Annotated in this window: 13 protein-coding genes and 2 pseudogenes; 3 read left to right on the forward strand and 12 right to left on the reverse strand. The window is 30.4% G+C overall.

The features are described from left to right. Positions 1–75 precede the first annotated feature (75 nt). The 7 genes from CF66_RS02715 to luxC form a co-directional block, all read right to left on the reverse strand. Complete coding sequence (locus CF66_RS02715) at positions 76–1,095, reverse strand: Fe(3+) ABC transporter substrate-binding protein (RefSeq protein ID WP_034411537.1); 1,020 nt, start codon at positions 1,093–1,095, stop codon at positions 76–78. 164 nt (positions 1,096–1,259) lie between these two features. Next, complete coding sequence (gene fre, locus CF66_RS02720; RefSeq protein ID WP_034411540.1) at positions 1,260–1,967, reverse strand: NAD(P)H-flavin reductase; 708 nt, start codon at positions 1,965–1,967, stop codon at positions 1,260–1,262. A 9-nt stretch (positions 1,968–1,976) separates the two neighbouring features. Further along, positions 1,977–3,113 (reverse strand): long-chain-fatty-acid--protein ligase LuxE, encoded by a 1,137-nt coding sequence (gene luxE / locus CF66_RS02725; protein ID WP_016504100.1) that lies wholly within the window; start codon positions 3,111–3,113, stop codon positions 1,977–1,979. Between the two features lie 114 nt (positions 3,114–3,227). Then, positions 3,228–4,205, reverse strand: coding sequence for a luciferase subunit beta (gene luxB / locus CF66_RS02730; protein WP_016504101.1), 978 nt, complete (start codon positions 4,203–4,205; stop codon positions 3,228–3,230). Between the two features lie 18 nt (positions 4,206–4,223). Further along, complete coding sequence (gene luxA, locus CF66_RS02735) at positions 4,224–5,306, reverse strand: luciferase subunit alpha (RefSeq protein ID WP_016504102.1); 1,083 nt, start codon at positions 5,304–5,306, stop codon at positions 4,224–4,226. A 154-nt stretch (positions 5,307–5,460) separates the two neighbouring features. After that, complete coding sequence (luxD, locus tag CF66_RS02740; protein WP_016504103.1) at positions 5,461–6,372, reverse strand: fatty acid reductase transferase subunit LuxD; 912 nt, start codon at positions 6,370–6,372, stop codon at positions 5,461–5,463. 15 nt (positions 6,373–6,387) lie between these two features. After that, the gene (gene luxC, locus CF66_RS02745) at positions 6,388–7,827 is read right to left on the reverse strand and encodes a long-chain-fatty-acyl-CoA reductase LuxC (protein WP_016504104.1); all 1,440 of its coding nucleotides are present in this window, start codon (positions 7,825–7,827) and stop codon (positions 6,388–6,390) included. Positions 7,828–8,461: 634 nt separating this feature from the next. On the opposite strand from luxC, the gene pyrB reads away from it, so the two are divergent. Genes pyrB through dsbD form a run of 3 tightly spaced genes read left to right on the forward strand, consistent with a single transcriptional unit; the run spans position 8,462 to position 11,723 of the window. After that, entirely contained in the window at positions 8,462–9,409 is a 948-nt protein-coding gene (gene pyrB / locus CF66_RS02750) for an aspartate carbamoyltransferase (RefSeq protein WP_016504105.1), read from the forward strand. Then, positions 9,402–9,866, forward strand: coding sequence for an aspartate carbamoyltransferase regulatory subunit (pyrI, locus tag CF66_RS02755; RefSeq protein WP_034411542.1), 465 nt, complete (start codon positions 9,402–9,404; stop codon positions 9,864–9,866). The genes pyrB and pyrI overlap by 8 nt, the downstream gene beginning before the upstream one ends. 57 nt (positions 9,867–9,923) lie before the next feature. After that, positions 9,924–11,723, forward strand: coding sequence for a protein-disulfide reductase DsbD (gene dsbD / locus CF66_RS02760; protein ID WP_034411544.1), 1,800 nt, complete (start codon positions 9,924–9,926; stop codon positions 11,721–11,723). A 31-nt stretch (positions 11,724–11,754) separates the two neighbouring features. Here the strand turns inward: dsbD and accC are convergent, their stop codons facing one another. The 5 genes and pseudogenes from accC to CF66_RS02780 form a co-directional block, all read right to left on the reverse strand. Continuing rightward, positions 11,755–13,089 (reverse strand): acetyl-CoA carboxylase biotin carboxylase subunit, encoded by a 1,335-nt coding sequence (gene accC / locus CF66_RS02765; RefSeq protein ID WP_034411545.1) that lies wholly within the window; start codon positions 13,087–13,089, stop codon positions 11,755–11,757. A 12-nt stretch (positions 13,090–13,101) separates the two neighbouring features. Then, positions 13,102–13,458 (reverse strand): annotated as a pseudogene (gene accB, locus CF66_RS02770) (acetyl-CoA carboxylase biotin carboxyl carrier protein); the annotation flags it as partial. Positions 13,459–13,461: 3 nt separating this feature from the next. Beyond that, positions 13,462–13,518: pseudogene (locus CF66_RS04750) on the reverse strand (hypothetical protein); the annotation flags it as partial. Between the two features lie 52 nt (positions 13,519–13,570). Further along, on the reverse strand, positions 13,571–14,032 hold the full coding sequence (aroQ, locus tag CF66_RS02775; protein ID WP_016504110.1) for a type II 3-dehydroquinate dehydratase: 462 nt from the start codon (positions 14,030–14,032) through the stop codon (positions 13,571–13,573). A 541-nt stretch (positions 14,033–14,573) separates the two neighbouring features. Continuing rightward, entirely contained in the window at positions 14,574–15,050 is a 477-nt protein-coding gene (locus tag CF66_RS02780) for a DUF494 family protein (RefSeq protein ID WP_016504111.1), read from the reverse strand. Positions 15,051–15,307 lie beyond the last annotated feature (257 nt).

Below are 15,307 nucleotides of genomic sequence, written 5' to 3' on the forward strand. Positions count from 1 at the left end.
TTTCATTATATACAGAAAAGGGAGAAATCAATGTATTAGTATCTCCCTTTTCTATATATTACATTCTAATGCTAATTAGAGATCGAACTTAACTGAATCTAAAAGTTTAATAGCAGTTGAATGATGAGAAGCAATCTCATCTAGAGGAATATTATCTGCTTTTAAACGTCCCCAAGACTCAACTAATGGTGAACGTTTAATTCCTTTTTTAACTGGATATTCATGATTTAATTCAGCATACATTTTCTGAGCTTTATCATCAGATAAAAATTCCATAAGCTTCATCGCATTTGCTTTATTTGGTGCGTATTTAGCCATAGCCATACCGCTGACATTAACATGTGTACCTTTAGCATTTATTCTTGGAAAATTAATATAAACTGATTCAGCCCATGCCCTTTGATTATCATCATTAAGCATCTTACCTAAGTAATAACTATTACCTATAGAAAGATCACATAAACCTTCCTTTATAGCTTTAACTTGACTTCGATCACCGCCCTGAGGTTTTCTGGCTAAATTAACCTTCAATCCCTCTAGCCATTCTCTAGTTTGCTTTTCCCCTTTATGAGCAATCATTGAAGCAACCAAAGATAAATTATAAGGATGTTTACCTGAACGCGTACATATTTTACCTTTAAATTTTGGTTTAGTTAAATCTGAATAGGAAAAATTTTTATCTAGTTTCCCTATTCGATCACGTGATGAATAAACAGAACGAGCACGTAAGGTTAAAGCAAACCATTCTTTCTCCCCATCTTTATACTGAGAAGGAATATTTGAATCAATCACCTTATTTTTAACTCTCTGCACTACTCCTTTATTTTTTAACTCCATAAGACGACTAATATCTACAGTTAATATAACATCAGCAGGACTATATTTACCTTCCCTTTGTAAGGTTTCTACTAAACCTTTCTTAGCAAACTTTATATTAACCTTAATACCAGTATCTTCAGTAAATTCATTAAAAATCGGCTCGATCAAAAAAGGTTGACGATAAGAGTATACATTTACTTCTTTTTCAGTTGAAATTGCTACTGATGAAAAACAAAGATGAAATACCAAAACGAAAAAAAAGAGCAGTTTCTTCATAAATTTTTCCCTTATAGTAATTTAAAATTATCGTTGAACTAACGAATTATATAAAGAATAAAAGAAGACACAACTCCAATTTTATTTTTCTTAGAGGTTGCACATTTCCAATTTTATTTTTCTTAGAGGTTGAACATTTTTTATTTTTCTTAGAGGTACCACATTTAAATATAAGCAAGTGCATCAGAAAACATTCTAATTATGCTTGCCTTTCTATGCGTACAAAGCATTTCTTTCGTTGATTTGATCATTTTCATTGGACCACACATATAAATATCAAACTTAGCAAGATCCTGAAAATCACTCAGTACAATATCGAGGACAGTACCTTTTTTAACAAAATTCTCATCATCTACAGATTCAGAAACAGGTATATAACGCATATTACTATACTTCGTTGTTAAATTAACTAGTTCCTCATGTACATAAAGCAAACTAATATTCCTTACTCCCCAATATAAATAGATTGATTGTTCCATTCCTGCATTAATACATTTCTTTAATATGCTAACTACATAAGATAAACCTGTACCACCAGCGATTAATAAAATCGGTCTGCAACTATCTTCACGCAGCCAAGCATCACCATAGGGAACATCTATTTGAATCGTACTATCTTGATATAATGCTTTCTGAAAAGATGAAATAATACAATTATTTTTATCTGCTTTCTCACTTTCTCCTATATGTAATTCAATTAAATTTTGTTTCGATGGACAGCTAGCAATTGAAAAAGCATAGCTCTTTGAATTAATATTCATTTTTAAATACTGTCCAGCTCTAAATACAACATTAAATTCCGGTTTTAAAAACACCTTATATACTTGAGTTGATACCCGATCAATATCAGTCACAGTACACTGCACAATCATAGTTCTCCCTTAAGCATTATTAGCAAAAGCCCTAGACATACTTAAAGCACATCCTCTTTGAGCACTAGTTTTTTTCATTCTACCTATTACCTCAATACTTGTCCCAAGTAAACCATCAGTAGTATGTTCTGAAATAATTCCAATATCATCAGTAATTAAAAAAGCTGGATAGCTTGTTGCCGAAGCATCCATAAAACTCAATATCCCTTTTTTACCATTTATAACTGGTTTAAGACTTTCAGGATCTAAAGCTCGAGCATATACCCAAGGTGGTACTCTTTTTCTTTGTTGCTGATCTTCAAAAAAACATGTATTCAGTTCAACTTGATTAAAAGTATCACGAATCTGACTTTGATTTGCAAGTTGGAATTTATCTATTAGTAATTGATTGAACATTAAACGATTAAGAGATTTATCATTATGATTCTTCCAACCACCTCCAGTAATGATATATAATTGGTCTGATCCATTAAAAATAATTTTATTTTTTTCCATATATTCACAAAGTAAAAATACAAAATAAGGTGGTCCGACTAAACAAATAGTCTTATTAGAAGATTGAATTTTATTTAAAGTTTTTAGTGTTAGTTCAAAATCTATTTTTTCATTCTGGACAGTAAAAGTTGTTGGATAAAGTAATTCAACTAGGCTCATTACATACTGAAACCAGATATTACTAACATGAAATCTATCCGGTCCAAGATTTACTAACTCCATTTCAGTTTCTAACCAATTCCCTACATATTTCATGCCATAGCTGACGGAACCCAATAAACGTTCAATACTAACACGATCACGAGGTACTAAACTTTTAATACCTTGAGTTCCACTGCTAGTAAACCAGTTTTCTATCTCACTTTTATCAGATGTCAATATCTTACGATGTTTAAATATTGAAGTAGGAAACACAGGAATGTCATTAATATTTGAAATGCTGTCATCAACACCTAATACCTGACAATAATTTCGATAAGCAATATTATGTATATAGTGATGATGAAATGTTTGTAAAATTAATTTTTTTTGAATCTCTTTTTGAGCTTTATAGGAAAAATCTAATGGAGAACTCATGAAGATCAAATTATCAATTTCTGAACTAACATTAATATTTTCTACTTTTACATGGATATGGGAAGTAATACTCATAAGTTTCTATCCTACTAAATCCAATAACAACTCTCTTAGCTTAAAGTAAGAACCAAGGCAGTGGCAAAGAAAGCCACCGCTCGTTTAATTTTTAAGAATTTCTCTGGTAACATGTTATGTGTGATGATATTTACCAATATTCTCATTAACTAAATCAATAACCGATTTTTGACGTACAATATCTTGGATGGATTCAAACGACATTAAACAATGGGATGCTCCAGACTTCTCCAATGCTAATTTGCCAGAAATCATACATTCCTCGAAATTACCAATTGCATTTTCATCGATAAGTTCATCTAGCTTAGCTTCATAATTTTCATCAGAATGCATTTCTTTAACGAAATCAGAAAGATATTCTCTGGCTTCTTCTTTAGCAAGATTACTATCAATATTTTCATTAACCATCAATGTTAATTGATGCTCAACATTAGAAATATCTACCCCGTGCTCGTTTGCTATAATTTTATAGTAATTTGCATATTTTGATTTAGTATCATTACTATCATTCCACTTAAAAATCAACGGTAATGCTTTCATCGCAGCCCATTTAACAACTTTCATATTGCTCGCTGTTACATATTGTTTAGGACCACCAGAAGTAAAAGCATGTGGATTAATTGATACTTTCGGAAAACTATAAAAATCATTATCAGGATGACAATATCCGGTAGTAAATGCCTCATTTACAATATCATAACAAGCACTAAATATCTGCTCTTGAGAATCCACCTGACGATTAAAAAATTCCATTTCGCTAATCTTTTCACAATCTGAAAAGCCAAAAATGAACCGTCCTTCACTCATTTGATCAAGCAAACAGGCTTCTTCTGCTGATCTAACAGGATGATGCGTAGTTAAAACATGATTTAGTGAACCAATTTTTATTTTTTTAGTAAACCCTAATAAAAACCCTGAAGCAGTTAATGGAGAACCTATAATACCATTAGGTGAAAAATGATTCTCATAAACAGAGATTTGTTTAAAATTAAGTTCATCAACATGAGTAGCAATCTCCATCATATTATCTAAAATTGACTCCGATGATTGACCTTTAGTAAGAAAATTTTGAAAAAACAATCCAAATTTCATACATAATTCCTTTTTATTCTAGTTTGCCATGCTTACTTTTCTTTCTTTTAGGTGGGGCATCACATCAGACTGGAATAACTTCATCGATGCAATAATATCTTTTTCGTAACCATTAGCTTCAAAACCGCAGCAAATATTACTAATACCGGTTGTATCAACATCAGATTGAATAATATCGATACACTCCTTTGGAGTTCCAACTGGGTTAATATCATAACTATAGTCAATACGACGACCAGTATCCTTATGTCCTTTCAGTACAAAGTCACGCCACTGGCCTTTATTAAAATCATAACCTTTAGTTTGGTCTGAATCATCAAAGATAGTAGTAGCATTTAAATAAGACTCATACCAGTGAGCTAAAAAATCACGACAAATATCTTTAGCTTTATTTGAATCATAATCAACGGAAGTTATATATGATAGACAATGGTCAATATTTGAAATATCATGACCATGTTCAAGAGCCACTTCGTTATAAAGCTCCAGTTGTGCTTTTTTCTCATTTTGATTAATAATCCAACTTAATATCATAGGCAAACCTCGTTCTGCTGCCCATTCAGTAGTTGAAGCAGACTCGGCTACCACGTATACTGGTGAACCTCGCTCAATGTAAGCACTGGGAGAAACAGTAACTTTTGGAAATTGAATGTGCTCGCTATCCGATGACACGTAACCTTTCTCCATTCCCTTTAACATAATGTCATACCAACAATTCATAAGCTCACGACTTTCATCCATATTAGTACCAAAAACACGAAAATCTTTATCATATAAACCTCTGCAAATGCCAAATTTAAAACGACCTTTTGACATTTGGTCAAGAAGATTTACATCCTCAAGTTGTCGTACTGGATGAGCAGTTGGTAAGACAACTGCAGCAGTGCCAACATTTAATGTTTTAGTTGCTCCAAGCAAATTAGCTGCTGCAACATATGGATTGCCAAGCAAACCAAATTCAGTAAAGTGATGCTCTAATAACCAAACTGTATCAAAACCACATGATTCTGATGCTCTACCTAAATTAACCATACGTTTAATTACTTCCTTTTGGTCAAGTTGAGGAGGTTGATAAGTAAGTAAAAAATTTCCATATTTCATATTCTATATTCCCTATAATTATTTAAAACAAGCTGTACCATAAATATTAGGTATATTTTTTTAGCTTAAAGTTATAGATATTTTAAACTAAGACGATAAGTTTCTGCATTCTTCCTTCTCCTCCTTTTTTTTATGAAATTTTAAATAACAAAAACTAAGACTGGCTTGCAATCTTAATTTTTAATCTACGTTCATTAACTGTACTAATAGTTATCTTCTCAAACTCAGGTTCATCAATGGAAGCAAAAAGATTCAACTTTCCTATATCTAAACCTATTGCAGCTTTAGTTATCGATGAATAGAATTTTCTTAATATAATCAGGTTCTTAGATAAATCATGAGGACTGCCTAATAAGGAGTAGACTTTATAACAACCAGATTTTATGTTAGATAACATTTCTAAAACTTCATTTTGTTCAATTAAGACATCATCACTAGCAATAAAAACAATAAATGGAGCACTAAAATCTTTCATTCTATCTATAGTAGAAGAAAGATCCGCCCAATGATGCTTGAGGCAATCGAGAAAAAAGTTTTTTGCTTCTAACTTATATCCTTTAAGCTCTAATGTACTTGGAAAATCTTCACTTGATGAACGTAGATAATCAAAACCTAATGCTTTTTTTAAAGTATTTCTTAGATTGACAACACCAACAGAAGTAATCAAAAAAGACAAACTGATTTTAGAAACTACTTGATAGGCAATTCTTGCTGATAAACTAATCGCAATTAAACCAATATTGTAAAAACCTCTATCATTCAACCAATGAATTACAGCTAATAAACTTTTTTCTCCAATTGTCATAGTAAATTTATCAATATTTCCACTACTTAAACCAACATGATTAAGGGAATCATAACGAATAACTAAAAAACCATTAGTTGATAAATATTCAGATAAACCTACTGAATGATCCATTCTTCTAGCAAATCCACTGGATATGAGAATTATATTATCTCTATTAGGCGATTTTTCTTTAGGAGGAGTTTCCCAAATACGAATTGTTTGGTTATTACCAATCTTCAGTATGTGATCAATTGTAGAATTAACAACCTCATTGTTCATGTAACAAACTCCTATTTATGGTACAAAAACGAGGAATTTATCCTCTTCTAAGAATTTGGTTTGTTCTATTTCTACAGCAACATCTTTTGTAGTAAAATCGAATGGTCTTTCCTGAGAAACAAACCTAACTAGTCTTTGTAAAGGACGCATTGTATCGTGGGCACCACCAACTCGAAATATGTTATTCATCCCTGATTCAACGATTCTTTCCACACCATAATAGGCTAATTTATCTCTATATTTAAAAGAAGATTTCCATGGGTATATAGATACTGTTTGAGTTGTATACTTATTGATATAATTACAAGCATCTTGAATATCTAAAACATGATGAATATATACGCAACGACCTAAAGGTTGACTTGTTAATACATCCATTGGAGATTCAACTATCATCCAATTTTTCTGCTCTCCAACCTGTACATCATACCCAGCAAATAAACACTCTCTTTCAGCTAAAGAAAAAGCAGCTTTACTTTCAAAATCTTGTTTGCCTTTAGGTAAAATCTTAGAATATAGTTCAAGCTTAGAACGTAGTTCTTTTTTAAATTTGTAAAAATTTTCACCAATAAAATAAACATTTTGCGTTGAAAAACACGCTTGTTGATCGTAGAAACAAACATCATGAGCTACACCGCTTGCAGCAGCAGTTAAATTATCAGGATTGTCAATAATACTAAGGCTTTTTTTCGGTCCAAATTTAAGTATATCAATATGTGCAGGTGTATGTTTAACAGCCCATTTAATACTATTTTCTCCACCCCAAGCTATCACAACATCAGCTTCATCCATTATTTTACTAGCTAAAATAACATCTTCGCTATGAGACCAATAAATGATTGAAAGTGAACGAGTGATAGGATGTGTTGGGCTGACATCAATAAAACTCATGGCTAGTGCAGTTGGTGTGAATGGATCAGAAGAAGACATTTTAATAATACATTGGTTCTTAGTTAAAAGAGCACGTATAATAGATGTTATTCCAGATAGTGGAACATTCCCAGCTAGTAAATGAACAGACTTTCCCTTTGGAAAAGCTTTTATATAACATTCATCTTGAGGTATCCATTCATCAATAATATGACGCGATCCTAAATCATTAGTAATGATGTCATACAAAGCACTTTTCGAACATAAAATCATAGATATCCAATTGGCTTCTAATTTAGCCATTTGTTCTGAATAACCTAAAAAGGTTACTAAGTTCCTTATATAAGTTCTCCGTCTTGAATACTCCTCACTTTTCCAACGTTGACCTACTGTGTACAAAAAATTGATAATGGTATGAAGTTTTGACGTCGAATCATGATTATATTTTTTTATAATTTCAATAACTTCATTATTTATTAACGGCACTTGGATGCATTTATCATTGATGTACAACTCTCTTGTAGTTTTTTTATTAGAAGATTGATAAATACTTCCATTTAAGATAAAAGGAACTTTCTTTTCCATAATTTAACCAATATATAAAAACAATACGTTTAATTCTGGTTTAATTATTTTTTAAAGCAATATTGCTTCAATATTAATTTTATTAAATTGGATCTTATATACAGATTTTGCTGTTTTAAATATTATATTAGTCATTAATTTACTACTTATATCAATGACATATTAATAATATGTATATAAAATAGTTATTAATCCATAAATTTAATATCTTATTTAAGCCTATTCTAACTTAACTTTCTTCGAAATTAAGAACTTGTTATATTTTCGACTATAAACTCAATTTAAATTGTATTAATGTTAATACAATTTAAATAAAAATAACTTTAAAAGTTTAATTGCTTTTATTTACTGAAATTAAAATAATAACATATATGATAGAGTAATTAGTTCATATCATGCTGACCTTTAATCTATTAAATTAATAATAGGAATTAATTTAGAATATAAATACTGATTATTTATATTCTAATACATCATATATTATGAAATATTATGTTAAATAACATGTCATATACTAGTATACATAGAGTAAAAATATTAGTACCATTATGAGCTACTTTTTCGAACAAATTAGAAATTTAACAGTTATGAATATTCTAACTTCGACTTTACATGTAAATCATGTGTGGTGCATATGGAAAATTCCTTGTTTGGTAAACACATTATTTCCATTCCTGAACTTGCCCGTTCTGAATTAGAACTTATTATTGATACTGCTGCCAAACTTAAGCTCAAAGCAAACCCTAATATATTGAAAAATAAGGTGATAGCAAGCTGTTTCTTTGAACCTTCAACTCGAACTCGATTATCATTTGAAACAGCAATACAACGATTGGGTGGAAAAGTCATTGGTTTTGATAATGATAGTAATACTTCATTAGCAAAAAAAGGCGAAACATTAGCTGATTCTATCCAAGTCATTTCATCATATGTTGATGCTTTTATAATACGACATCCTCAAGAAGGTGCAGCACGATTAGCTTCTGAGTTTTCTAGGAATGTTCCCATAATTAATGCTGGAGATGGTGCTAATCAGCATCCAACTCAAACTTTATTGGACTTGTTTTCTATTTACGAAACACAAAATAGGTTAGATGAGCTGAAAATTGCATTTGTTGGTGACTTAAAATATGGACGAACTGTGCATTCGCTTACTCAAGCACTATGTAAATTCAATAACACACATTTTTTCTTTGTTTCTCCAAAAATATTAGCAATGCCTGACTATATTTGTGATGAATTGAAAGAAATGGGTATTAATTATAGCACTCATACTAATATTGAAGAAGTAATACCAGAACTTGATGTACTATATATGACACGTGTGCAAAAAGAACGTTTTGATGAATCTGAATATGCGCAAATGAAATCAGGATTCATTTTAACAAGGGACTTGCTAAAAAATTCAAAGAATAATATGAAAGTCTTACATCCTCTACCTCGCGTGGACGAAATTAACATTAATGTTGATAAAACTCCATACGCATACTATTTTAAACAAGCAGAAAATGGGATGTATGCACGTGAAGCCTTATTAGTCTTGGTTCTTTGCCATCAAGGAAATATATATGCCCGTGGATAAACAACCTCAACTTCAAGTAGAAGCAATTCGCAATGGCAGTGTGATTGACCATATCCCTGCACGTATCGGTATAAAACTCCTCAAGCTATTCAAAATGTATGAGGTTAATGAACGAATTACTATTGGACTTAATCTACCATCATCTGCATTAATTCATAAAGATCTAATTAAAATAGAGAATGTGTTTTTAACTAAAGAACAAGCTAATCAATTAGTTCTTTATGCACCAAAAGCAACAGTAAACCAAATAGAAGAATATAAAGTAGTAAAAAAATTAACACTAACTCTACCTAAACATATCAACAATGTGTTTAAATGCCCCAATAGTAACTGCATTTCTCATGGAGAACCTATAGAAAGCAATTTTCATGTCAGACTAAAAAATGAACATGTTCAACTTAAATGTTACTATTGTGAAAAAGTGTTTTCCCGTGAAATCATGACAGATACTAATTAAAAGAAAAACTTCTTAGATTTTTAACATGATTTGTTTTTTACTATAAAGTGTATATATATGCGCCTAATCACTGCTACACTAGTTTTTTTCTCTCTATTAATTATTCCAAAAACAATATTATCATTAGAATTTTTTAATAAACAAAACAATAATTCAAATTTTAAAAATAAAATTCTCCCTTCTCAAAAAGCTTTTTTATTTAATTGGTATAAAAAAGATAATAGCATTTTTTTAATTTGGGAAATAAAAGAAGGTTACTATCTTTTTCAACCAACTATCATTATCAATAAAAAAAATATTTTTTCTGAATTAACTAAAAATCAAAATAATGAATACGAATCATTTAGCAAAAATCACACTTATACTAGACAACTGCTGATAGAAATTCCTTTGAAAAACTCTTATCAAGGACAGGTTTTAACTATCGAATATAAAGGATGTGCAAAATTAGGTTTTTGCTATCCCATAACCATTCATACAATATCTATTAATGAGTTTAATCATAATTACTATGACTTAGATAAAAACTTAAGTGTAAATGAAGTTGCTAAAGGTAATATAATAAAATCTTTAAGAGAAGAAAAATTTGAAAGCATTAATCATTATACTCAAATAAATTCTATTTTTAATTTTTTTAAGATAGCAATGTTATCTATTTCCCTTGGTATTACCTTAGCTTTTACTCCTTGTATGCTGCCTATGTATCCAATTATAAGTAGTATGATATTAGGTGAGGAAAGGAAACAAAGTAAAGCATTAATACTATCATTTATCTATGTCCAAGGGATGGCTATAACTTATTCTGTACTTGGCTTATTTATTTCATTTATTGGGCTACAAATTCAATCTATGATACAACATCCGTACATATTGATTTGTTTTTGCATTCTATTTAGTATTCTTGCAGTGTCAATGTTTGGTGTTTATAACTTATACATACCAAACAAGATGCAAATACAACTAAGCATATTTAATAATAAACAAAGAAATGCTAACTATTTTGGAATATTTTTTATGGGAGCCACTGCTGGTTTAATTGGTTCACCATGCACTACTGCTCCTGTTTCTGGAATATTGCTTTATGTAGCACAAAATGGAAATCTTATCATTGGTGGAAGTATATTGTATTTATTAGGAATAGGGATGGGAATTCCACTTATGCTTACGTCTATCTTTGGCAGCAAGGTACTTCCAAAAACAGGGTTTTGGACACATGCAATTAAAAAAATTTGTGGTTTTATTTTGCTTGCTCAAGCTATATTTCTTCTAGAGCGTATTCTATCAGAAAAGTATACTGCTATATTATGGATGTTTTTTATTCTAGGTATCTTAGTTTGGCTATGTTATATTGAAAAGCCTATATTTTATAACCGGAAACTAAATATACTTAAAGTGATTGTTTGTCTTGGATTACTCATACCAATACAAACTGTAATTAAATATCACTATAAAAATACCATAACAAATCAAATGGAAACAGAATTTATCCAAATTAATAATATTGAAGAACTTGAAGAACAATTATTACTTGCAAAAAAAACAGAAAAACCAACGATAGTAAGTTTTCATGCAAATTGGTGTATAACATGCAAAAAAATTAAAAAGGATACTTTCTCTCAATTTAATGTTAGGAGTAAATTAAAAAAATTTATTTTACTTCAAATAGATATTAGCAAAAACACATCACAAGATATCGAATTATTGAAATATATGAACATAATTGGATTACCAAGCATCGAGTTCTGGGATGCACAAGGTAACTATATTTTAAATGCGAGACTGACTGGATTTATACAAGCTAAACAATTTTTAAAGCATATCAATGATTATAATCTTATAAACCCAAACATGGTATAATAATATTATTCTGACTGTTATTAGTTAAAAACTATTTCTTTTTTTGTAAAAAATGGATATTCATACCACCACGTTGAAATTTTCTATCATTGATTATATCTTGTTGTAAGATAATATTAGTGTTAATACCTTCTAAAATTATCTCAGAAAGTGCATTTTTCATACGTGCAATTGCAACACTGCGATTTTCACCAAAAGTAATAAGTTTACCAATCATAGAATCATAATTTGGTGGTACTGTATAACCTGCATAAACGTGCGATTCCCAACGTACTCCCATACCACCAGGTGCATGAAACCGTTCAATTTTTCCTGGTGAAGGGAAAAAACGAACAGAATCTTCTGCATTAATACGACATTCAAGAGAATGCCCAGAAAAATTTATATCCTTTTGTGATAAAGATAAGGACTTTCCTGAAGCAATACGTAATTGCTCTTTAATGAGATCAATACCTGTTATCATCTCAGTAACTGGATGTTCTACCTGAATACGAGTATTCATTTCAATAAAATAAAATTTTTCATTTTCATATAAAAATTCAAAAGTTCCCACTCCTCGATAACCGATTTTTATACATGCATTTATACAACATTTTCCAATTTTTTCACGAATTTCTTTAGTAATACCAGGTGCAGGAGCTTCTTCAATTACCTTTTGGTGACGACGCTGCATTGAACAATCACGTTCACCAAGGTGAATTGCCGAACCTTTTCCATCAGAAATAATTTGAATTTCTATATGGCGAGGATTTCCTAAGAATTTTTCCATATAGAGGCTATCATTACCAAATGCTAATTTAGCTTCTGAACGAGTTAATGCAATAGCCTGAATCAGCTCGCTTTCAGATTTTACTACACGCATACCTCTTCCTCCACCACCTCCAGATGCTTTAATAATCACTGGATAACCAATGCGTTTAGCATGTTCTTTATTCCTTCTAGTATCATCATTTAAAAATCCATTGGAACCAGGAATACAAGGTATCCCTGCTTTTTTCATTGCTGTAATGGCAGAAACCTTATCTCCCATCATACGAATGGTTTCAGCTTTAGGTCCAACAAAAATAAAACCACTACGCTCTACTTGCTCTGCAAAATTAGCATTTTCAGATAAAAAACCATATCCAGGATGAATAGCAATAGCACCTGTTACTTCTGCTGCAGAAATAATACTAGGAATATTTAAATAGCTATCAATACCATTTGCAGGTCCTATGCATACAGTTTCATCTGCAAGCAATACATGCTGTAAATCGCGATCAACTACTGAATGAACAGCTACAGTAGCAATACCTAATTCCTTACATGTACGAAGAATACGAAGAGCAATTTCACCTCTGTTGGCGATCAGTAATTTTTCTATCATAACAAATTCCTATTACTCAATCGTAACTAACGGTTGATTAAATTCGACAGGTTGACCGTCTTCAACAAGAATAGCAGTAACAATTCCAGATTTATCAGCTTCAATTTGATTCATCATTTTCATTGCTTCCACAATACATAATGTCTCACCAATATTGATCTCTTGACCTAATTTGATAAATGGTTCTGCATCTGGACTTGGAGAACCATAGAAAATACCTACCATTGGAGAAAGAACTTGATGAACGATTGGAGTTGAAACTGAAGTTGGAGTTGAAACTGAAGTTGGAGTTGAAACTGAAGTTGGATGTGATTTAGGTGTTCTATCACAGCTAATACGTACTGATTCTTCACCTTCTGTAATTTCTAATTTAGTAACAGAAGACTTTTCAACTAGTTCAATAAGCTTCTTAATTTTACGAATATCCATATATTTCTTTCTCTTATCTAATAATTAATCCACTCTAAAGAGCATGGAATGGTTAATTATTTTGATTTTTTAAATATGCAACGGCAGCAGATAAAGCTAATTCATAACCCATAGCTCCGAAACCACAAATTATCCCCTCAGCTTTATCAGACAAATAAGAAGAATGTCTAAAGGATTCACGAGAATACACATTAGATAAATGTACTTCAATAAACGGGATATGTACTCCAATTAAAGCATCACGCAAAGCTATACTAGTATGAGCAAAAGCTGCTGGGTTAATTATAATAAAATCTATTCTATCAATAGCACTATGAATAGTTTCTATTAATTTACACTCACAATTAGACTGAAAATGCTGTAATTGAATACCGATTTTTTTAACTTGATTAATTAAGATATCTATAATCTGCTCCAATGTTTTAAACCCATAAAAAGACGGCTCTCGAATACTCAAAATATTTAGATTTGGTCCATTAATTACTAAAATGCATGGCACTCTTCCTAATGACATTGTCTGCTATTCCTTTTAACTATTAAGCTTTAAATATTAAGATCATAATAATCAAAAATGTCTTTAAGAAAAGATCTAATCTAAATAGAAAAACTTTCCACAATAACATTATAGTAATTTATTATGATAATAAATTTATTTTAAAAATAACCTGAGACTAGCACTAACCAGATAGTATATAATGCACATAAATATTTCTATAAACCTTTGAATGCTTTACTAAACAGATAGATATCAAATACGGTAATAAAATTTAATTTTAGATGCTTTAACAATAGGTGAATAGCAAAAATGGACTCTCTAATATTCCAATAACTAATTATTTAATGAACTCAAGCAATATAAGATTTTTTTGACACATGCCAAAAAAAACAATGTGCTCTTTCAGCCTTGATGGAAAAAAAGCAACTAAGTATTCAAAACACAATGCTATTGAATACAAAAAAATTATACAGCAAATGAGAAAAAATAAAAGAAACTACCTTTACTTATAGTAAAAATTTATATTAATTCTCTTCAATAGCAGATAAATCGATTTTTACTAATGAAAAAGACCTTTATCTTTAGCACATAGCAAGTCTTCCAATAATATATAGGAATTTTCATTCCCTGGCACATTGAATAAAACCATAAGCACAATCCATTTCAAATCCTCTAATTCAAAATCACTAGCTTCTAATCCCATTACTCGGTCAATTACCATTTCTCGAGTTTCAGTAGTTAATACCTTAATTTGCTCAAGAAATAAAAGAAAACCACGGCTTTCTAAATTAATTCTTTGTATTTCTTTATCAGTATAAATACGAGCAGAGGTTTCAGAGCTAGTTAAGATAGCAGAATATGCATCGCTTTTCTGTAACGCTGCTAATTCCCCTAACCAATCTAAAACTTTGTCAATATCTTTTTCATGAAAACCAGCTTGAAGTAACTCACTTTCTAATGCTTCTTGATCTACTTTTAACTCTATATCGCTATAAATATAAGCTTCAAATAAATACATTAATATATCCATCATCATAACTGAGGACTCTCCCTTCAAAAAAAAGTTATCGTACACACTTAGCAACATACACTAAAAATTCAATCTTTTAAGAGACTGTCCTTATTAACGACTTCAACAAAACAAGTATACTTCTCCTTCTTATTGGAATACAACTGATATAGTTCTTCATTTCTTTTGAAGTATATGCCATTACTCTTACTTAAGAATGACAATTTTGATTTTATAAAAAATTGTTCATTATTTTGAATAATTTTTATAACTGAATATTTTGA

The sequence above is a fragment of the Candidatus Photodesmus anomalopis genome (genome assembly GCF_000731785.2).
GTDB classification, from domain to species: Bacteria; Pseudomonadota; Gammaproteobacteria; order Enterobacterales; family Vibrionaceae; genus Vibrio; species Vibrio anomalopis.